At 69.2% G+C, this 7,042-nt stretch carries 5 protein-coding genes and 1 riboswitch; of the genes, 2 read left to right on the top strand and 3 right to left on the bottom strand.

What is annotated here, in order from left to right:
* Positions 1-26: 26 nt before the first annotated feature.
* Positions 27-938, bottom strand: a complete 912-nt coding sequence (locus HUV06_RS13535; RefSeq protein WP_174301784.1) for a cation diffusion facilitator family transporter — start codon at positions 936-938, stop codon at positions 27-29.
* Positions 935-1,111, bottom strand: a riboswitch (yybP-ykoY riboswitch). It overlaps the preceding gene by 4 nt.
* A gap of 62 nt (positions 1,112-1,173) precedes the next feature.
* On the bottom strand, positions 1,174-3,474 hold the full coding sequence (rnr, locus tag HUV06_RS13530) for a ribonuclease R (protein ID WP_174301783.1): 2,301 nt from the start codon (positions 3,472-3,474) through the stop codon (positions 1,174-1,176).
* 94 nt (positions 3,475-3,568) lie between these two features.
* Here rnr and HUV06_RS13525 point away from each other — a divergent pair, with 94 nt between their 5' ends.
* Positions 3,569-4,465, top strand: a complete 897-nt coding sequence (locus HUV06_RS13525; RefSeq protein ID WP_174301782.1) for a DMT family transporter — start codon at positions 3,569-3,571, stop codon at positions 4,463-4,465.
* A gap of 67 nt (positions 4,466-4,532) precedes the next feature.
* Positions 4,533-4,751, top strand: coding sequence for a BA14K family protein (locus HUV06_RS13520; protein WP_174301781.1), 219 nt, complete (start codon positions 4,533-4,535; stop codon positions 4,749-4,751).
* Positions 4,752-4,788: 37 nt separating this feature from the next.
* Here HUV06_RS13520 and topA read toward each other — a convergent pair.
* The coding region (gene topA, locus HUV06_RS13515) for a type I DNA topoisomerase (protein ID WP_174301780.1) at positions 4,789-7,042 on the bottom strand (2,254 nt) is incomplete at its 5' end.

The following is a 7,042-nucleotide window of genomic DNA, read 5'->3' as shown; positions in this document are numbered from 1 at the left end:
CTAGGGCGGCCCGACGTTCAGGCCTGCTACGGCTCGTCGGACATCAGGAGCACGCCCCCGCTGTCCTTCTGCTTGTGCGGTGGCTCTACGTGGATGGAGATCACCGAGTCGGGGAACTTGGCCGTGAGCGCGTTCTCGATCCGGTCGCATATCGCGTGCGAGGCTAGCACGGTCATGGTCTCGCCAACCACCAGATGGAAGTCGATGAAGGTGACCCGCCCGGCTTGGCGGGTTCGGACGTCGTGCGCCTCCAGTGCGCCGAGCATCTCGGCCGCTATAGTTGATTGCACCTGCTCCAGCTCGTTGTCAGGCAGAGCGTGATCCATCAATCCGGCCGTACTCTCCTGTATGACGCCCCAGCCGGACCAGAGCACGTTCACCGCGACCAGCGCTGCGATGGTGGAGTCCAGCATCCGCCAGCCGGTCACCGCCACCAGGATCACCCCCGCGATCACCCCTACCGAGGTGTAGAGGTCGCTCAGCAGGTGGCGACCATCGGCGAGCAGGGCGGGAGAACGTAGCCGCCGACCTCGGGAGATCAGCACCCAGGACCAGACGGCGTTCAGCGCGGTCGCCATCCCGTTAACCGTCAGGCCGAGCAACGGCGCATCCAGGGGTCTGGGATGGTGGAAGCCGCGCCAGGCTTCCCGCAGGATGAGCAGGGAGGCGACGATGATAAGCACGCCTTCCAGCACCGCCGAGAAGTACTCGACCTTGGAATGGCCGTAAGGGTGGTTGGCGTCGGCGGGCTTGGCGCTGATCCAGACCGCGCCCAGGGCCGCAAAGGCGGTGACGACGTTGATGATGCTCTCGATGGCGTCCGAATATAGCGCCACGCTCCCTGTCACCAGGAAGGCCACATATTTCAACCCGAGCACTGATAGGGCGAGCGGGATGCTGAGCGCAGCGTAGACCTGGATGCGATTGGGCTGGCGCATATCATGCTCAAGGGCCGGATCGACAGACGACCTCTCTCCCTCCTGGCCGGGAGGGCGATGTCGTCGGTCTCGCCAAGCGATCCTTGATCGCCCGCCTTCGCCACGGCGTCAGCCGAGCATGTTGACGAAGGGCCTCCAGAAGCTGGAGGTGGCTACTCCCCGATCGTTTGAGTTTAGGCCATCCTTGCGCTGCGGGCTAGTCGCTCCGCGAGGGCGAGCAAGACAGGTCGTTGGTTCAGCGCTTGCGCCCGCGGCCCGGAACGGGGCGGGTGCTGCGGCCGCGTACACCCAGCTTCGGGCGGGGGGCGGTCGGATCGGCGGGATCCGCCTCGCTCAGCATTTCCAACAGCAGGCCACCAGTGACCGGGGTGGCCTCGAGCAGCTTCACCTGCACGCGCGTCCCAAGCCGCCAGCGCTTGCCTGAACGCTCGCCGACCAGGGCATGGGTGCGCTCGTCATGGACGAAGTACTCCCCGCCCAGAGAGGAGACAGGAACCAGCCCGTCGGCGCCGGTGTCCTCCAGTCGCACGAATAGCCCGAAGCGCGTCACGCCGGTGATGCGGCCCTCGAAGGTCGCGCCCTCGTGCTCGGACAGGAAGGAGGCGACGTAGCGGTCGTTGGCGTCGCGCTCGGCCGCCATGGCGCGGCGCTCGCAGGCGGTGATGTGCTCGGCCGTCTCGGTGAGGCGCGGCAGCTCGGCATCGCTCAGCCCGTCCTGTCCGAGCTTCAGCGCGCGGATCAGGGCCCGGTGCACCACCAGGTCGGCATAGCGGCGGATGGGCGAGGTGAAGTGGGCGTAGCGGTCCAGGTTCAGCCCGAAGTGGCCGATGTTGTCGGGGGAATAGACGGCCTGCATCTGGGATCGCAGCACCACCTCGTTGACGATCTGGGCGTGCGGGCCGCCGCGGGTCTGGCGCAGCAGGTCGTTAAAGCGGCGGGTGGTCGCCGCCTCGCCCTTGCTCCACCTGATGCCTACAGTGGAGAGGAAGTCGCCGAGCGCGAACAGCTTCTCTTTGCTGGGCGCGTCGTGGATGCGGTAGATCAGCGGCGTCTTCTTCTGCTCCAGGCTCTCGGCGGCGCAGACATTGGCCTGGATCATCATCTCCTCGATCAGCTTGTGCGCCTGCAAGCCGGCGCGCTTCTCGATGGAGACCACCTCACCCTCGGCGTTCAAGCGGATGCGCCGCTCCTCCGACTCGATCTCCAGCGGCGAGCGCGCCTCCCGCCCCGCCTTCATCGCGGCGTAGGCGGCCCACAGCGGCCGAAGGATCGGCTCCAGCAAAGGGTCTGTCTGGTCATCGGGCTCTCCGTCGATGGCAGCCTGGGCCTGTTCATACGAGAGTTTTGCGGCCGAGCGCATCAGCCCGCGGGTGAAGCGGTGGCGCACCTTCCGTCCCGTGCGGTCGAACTGCATCTGCACCGCGAAGCAGGCCCGGTCCTCGCCCTGCACCAGGCTGCAGAGCCCAGCGGACAGCCGCTCGGGCAGCATGGGCTCCACCCGGTCGGGGAAGTAGACCGAGTTGCCCTTGCCCCAGGCCGCCCGGTCCAGGGAGGAGCTCGGGCGCACGTAGGCCGCCACGTCGGCGATGGCCACCCAGACGACGAAGCCGCCCGCATTGGCCGGATCCTCGTCCGGGTGGGAGTAGACGGCGTCGTCGTGGTCCCGGGCGTCGGCGGGGTCGATGGTGATCAGCGGCAGGTCGCGCAGGTCTTCCCGCCCGGCGAGCGTCGGCGGCCGCGCCCGCTCCGATTCCTCCTCGGCGGCCTCCGGGAAACCCGTAGGGATGCCGTGGCTATGGATCGCGATCAGCGAGGCGGCTCGGGGCTGGTCCTCGCGCCCGATGATCTCCAGCAGGCGGCCGGGTTTGGGGCCGTAGCGGTGCTCGGGGCGGCCGGAGCCGGGCTGGGCCACCACTAGGTCGCCCTCCCGCACCTTTTCCGCGTCCTCTCCGGTCAGCAGCATGACCTCCTTGGACTTGCGGTCCACGGCCTCCACGCGAGTTTCCTTGCGAGCCTTGCGGACCACGCCGAGCACCTTGTGGGCGCTCTGGCCGAGCCTCTTGATCAGCCGCGCTTCCGTCTCGCCGGCTTCCGTGGCGACGAAGCGCACCAGCACCCGATCGCCCAGTCCCGGCGCGCCCGCAGCCTTCTCGGCTGCGTCGGGAGCCAGCCGGACCAGGGGCGCGTCCTCTCCGGCGTTGGCCAGGCGCACGAAGAGCTCGCCGTCGGCGTCCCGTTCGACCACGTCGGCGACGCCGACCGGAGGCGTCGCGCCGGCCTCGGCCAGGCCCCTGCGGCCGCGCCGCCCCAGGCCGCCGTCCGCCTGCATCGACTTCAGCAGCACTCGCAGGTCGCGCCGGTCCGACCCCTTCAGGCCGAAGCGGCTGGCGATGGCGGACACGTCGGTCTGGCCGGCCTCGCGGATGAAGCGGGCGAGCTCGTCGCGGGAGGGCAGGGCGGCCGACAGGGGCGAGTCGGACGACGGCCGCTCGAAGCGTTCGGTCTTGGAGCGGCGGCGAGTCGGGGGCTTGGCCATAGAAAGCCAATATGGGGATTAGCTGAGCCGGGGTCTGCAGACATAGCAGGTCGCCGGGCTTGGAGAGGTCCCTCGCTTCGGGCACACCGCGCCCATGTCGCTCTGGCCCTACCTCGCCCTGTTCGCCTCCGGCCTGTTCTGGGGGCTGGGGCTGCCGTTCGGCAAGCTGGCCCTGGCCGAGACCAATGCGGCGCACATGATCCTGCTGCGCTTCCTGGTGGCGGGGCTGGCAGCCGCGCCGGGAGTGCTGTTCAGCTCGAGCGGAAGGCGTTTGATGCGACGACCTGCGGTGCTGCTCGCGGGTGGCTTCTACGCGTTGGGATTCCTGACCCAATTCGAAGGTTTGGCGCGCACCAGCGTCACCGTCGCCGCACTGCTTGTCGGTATCATGCCAGCCCTCATCGCGGCGAGCGCAGCGATACTGGGTGAGAGGGTTGGGCCGGCGGCCTGGGCGGGCATCGTGGCGACGACCGCGGGCGCCATGCTGATCGCGGGCAAGCCCGGCCCGGGCGTCGCGCCCTTGGGTGTGGGGCTGTGCCTGCTATCCCTGCCGCTCTTCCTGGGCTGGCTGCACGCTGCGCGGGTCGCGAGCATGGGCGCGTCTCCGGTCCACACGGCCTGCGCCAGCATCGTGGTCGCCGCCTTGGTCCTCCTGGTTTTGGTCAGCCTGATGCACGGGTCGCCGCGGCTGTCGCTCCCGCCGAGCGCCTGGGTGGGCATCGTGGGGCAGGGCCTGCTGTCCACTGTGGCCGCAACCCTGTGCTGGCAGATCGGCGCGCCGAAGGTCTCCACCGCGGCGGCCGGGGTTTTCATCAACGTGGAGCCCGTCGTAGGTTCCATCCTGGGCGTCGCCCTGTTCCATGACAGGCCTACCTGGCTGGCCGTCGCCGGAGGCCTTTTGATCCTGGGGGGCAGCCTGACGGTAGTGCTTTGCGAGCGGCGGCGGTCCGACGGCGTCCGCGCCGCCGAGGACGCGCCAATGCCGGCCTGATCCCCTTGTTCAGCGGCCATTCAGCCGCCGAAAGGCTTGCTGGCGTTCGTCCAGTAGGGGAAACGCCATGAAAAGACTCGTCACCGTAGCCCTGGTTTGCACAGCCTCGGCCGCGGTAGCCGCCTGCGCGGACTACTACCCGCCGCCTCCGCCGCCGCCAGGTGTCGTGCGCGCCCAGCACGTGCGCTGGTGCTACGACCACCATCCCCGCTACGACGCCCGCAGCAACGTCTACATCGCCGACGACGGCTCGCCCCACTACTGCATCGCGCCCTGGGAGCGGTGACGCGATCTCCCTCTCCCGCAAGGGAGAGGGGCTGAGCTCAGGCCTTTGCGTGTTTGCCAGAGGCCTTCGCTTTCGCGGCCGATTTCGCCGGCGTCTTGGCCGCAGGCTTGGTCGCCTTCGCTGACGTTTTCCGCTGGGCCGACTTGCCGCCGCCATCCTTCGCCGCGCGCTCGTCGAGCAGCTTCACCGCCTCGTCGAGCGTGAGCGCCGCGGGGTCCGCGCCCTTGGGCACGTTGGCGTTGAGTTTCCCGGCGTTGACATAGGGGCCGTAGCGCCCGGACAGCACCCGGATCGGCTCGCCGGAGACGGGGTGGGCGCCCACCTCCTTCAGCGCCGCCGGTGCGCCCCGCGCCCCACGTCCGCCGCCGGCCCGCTTCTCGGCCAGCAGCGTCACGGCGCGGTTCTGGCCGACCTCGAACACCTCCTCGATGTCGCCGAGGCTGGCGTAGGTGGCCTTGTGCTGGACGTAGGGGCCGTAGCGGCCGAGCCCCGCGAAGATCGGCTCGCTGTCCTCGGGGTGCAGCGCCACCTCACGCGGCAGGCTTAGCAGCCGCAGCGCTTGGCCAAGGTCGATGGAGGCCGGCTCCCAACCCTTAGGCAGGCTGGAGCGCTTGGGCTTGGCCTTCTTGTCCTCCACGTCCGCCTCCAGCTCCACATAGGGGCCGAAGCGACCGATCTTCAGCCACACCTTGTGGGAGGTCGCCGGGTCGATCCCGAGTTCGCGGTCGCTGGAGACCGGCTCCTCGCCCTCGGCGACGCCGAGCTGGCGGGTGTAACGGCACTCCGGATAGTTGGAGCAACCGATGAAGGCGCCGAACTTGCCGGCCTTCAGGCTCAGCCGACCCGTGCCGCAGGTGTGGCAGACCCGCGGGTCCGACCCGTCCTCCCGCTCCGGGAAGATGGCGGGGCCAAGGGCTGTGTTCAGCTCCTCCAGCACTTCGGAGATGCGCAGGTCGCCGACTGAGGCGATGGCCTTCTGGAACTCGGTCCAGAAGTCGCGCAGCACGACCTTGTATTCCAGCTCGCCGGCGGAGACCCGATCGAGCTTCTCCTCCAGGTCGGCGGTGAAGTCGTATTCCACGTAGCGCAGGAAGAACTGCTTCAGGAAGGCGGACAGCAGGCGGCCCTTGTCCTCCGGGTGGAACCTGTTTTTGTCCATGCGCACGTATTCGCGGTCGCGCAGCACGCCCAGGATCGAGGCGTAGGTGGACGGGCGGCCGATCCCCAGCTCCTCCAGCTTCTTGACCAGGCTAGCTTCGGAATAGCGCGGCGGCGGTTCGGTGAAGTGCTGGTCGGCGCGGGCCTGGTGCACGTCGGCGCGTGCGCCCTGGTTGATGGCGGGGAGCCGGCGGCTGTCCTCGTCCTCGGCCCCGTCGTCGCGTCCCTCCTCGTAGACGGCGAGATAGCCGTCGAACTGGATCACCTGACCCACCGCCCGCAGGCCGATCTTGCCGGCCGCGTCCAGGTCCACGGTGGTGCGCTCGATGCGGGCGGACTCCATCTGGCTGGCGATCATCCGCTTCCAGATCAGCTCGTACAGACGCGCCAGATCGCCTTCGAGGCGGACCTGGCCGGGCAGGCGGGCGAGCGAGGTCGGGCGGATCGCCTCGTGCGCTTCCTGGGCGTTCTTGGCCTTGGTCTTGTAGTGGCGCGCGTCGGCCGGGACGTAGTCGTTGCCGAAGCGCCCGGCGATGACCTTGCGCGCCTCAGCGATCGCCTCGGGCGAGGACTGCACCCCGTCTGTCCGCATGTAGGTGATCAGGCCGCCGTTCTCGTCCACGCCCTCGTAGAGCTTCTGGGCCGCCTGCATTGTCCGCTGGGCCGAGAAGCCGAGCTTGCGCGCCGCCTCCTGCTGCAGGGTGGAGGTGGTAAAGGGCGGGGCGGGCGAGCGCCGGGCCGGCTTCTTCTCCACCGCGGTGACGGTAAAGCTTGCGGCCGCCACGGCCTTGCGGGCGGCCTGGGCGAGATCGGCGTTGGGCAGGTCGAACTTCTTCAGCGCGCGGCCGTCGAGCTTCACTAGCCGCGCCAGGAAGGGGTCGGAGCCCGCGGAGACGTCGGCCTCCACGCTCCAGTACTCCTGGGTCTTGAACGCCTCGATCTCCATCTCGCGGTCGACGACGAGCCGGAGCGCCACCGACTGCACCCGCCCCGCCGAGCGCGCGCCTGGGAGCTTCCGCCACAGCACCGGCGACAGGGTGAAGCCCACCAGGTAGTCCAGCGCGCGCCGCGCCAGGTAGGCGTCCACCAGCTCCATGTCGATCTGGCGCGGGTTGCGCATGGCCTCTGTGACA

The organism is Caulobacter sp. S45, from assembly GCF_903642205.1.
In the GTDB taxonomy this organism is placed as follows: domain Bacteria; phylum Pseudomonadota; class Alphaproteobacteria; order Caulobacterales; family Caulobacteraceae; genus CAHJWH01.
This window is presented reverse-complemented; position numbering and strand designations above follow the sequence as displayed.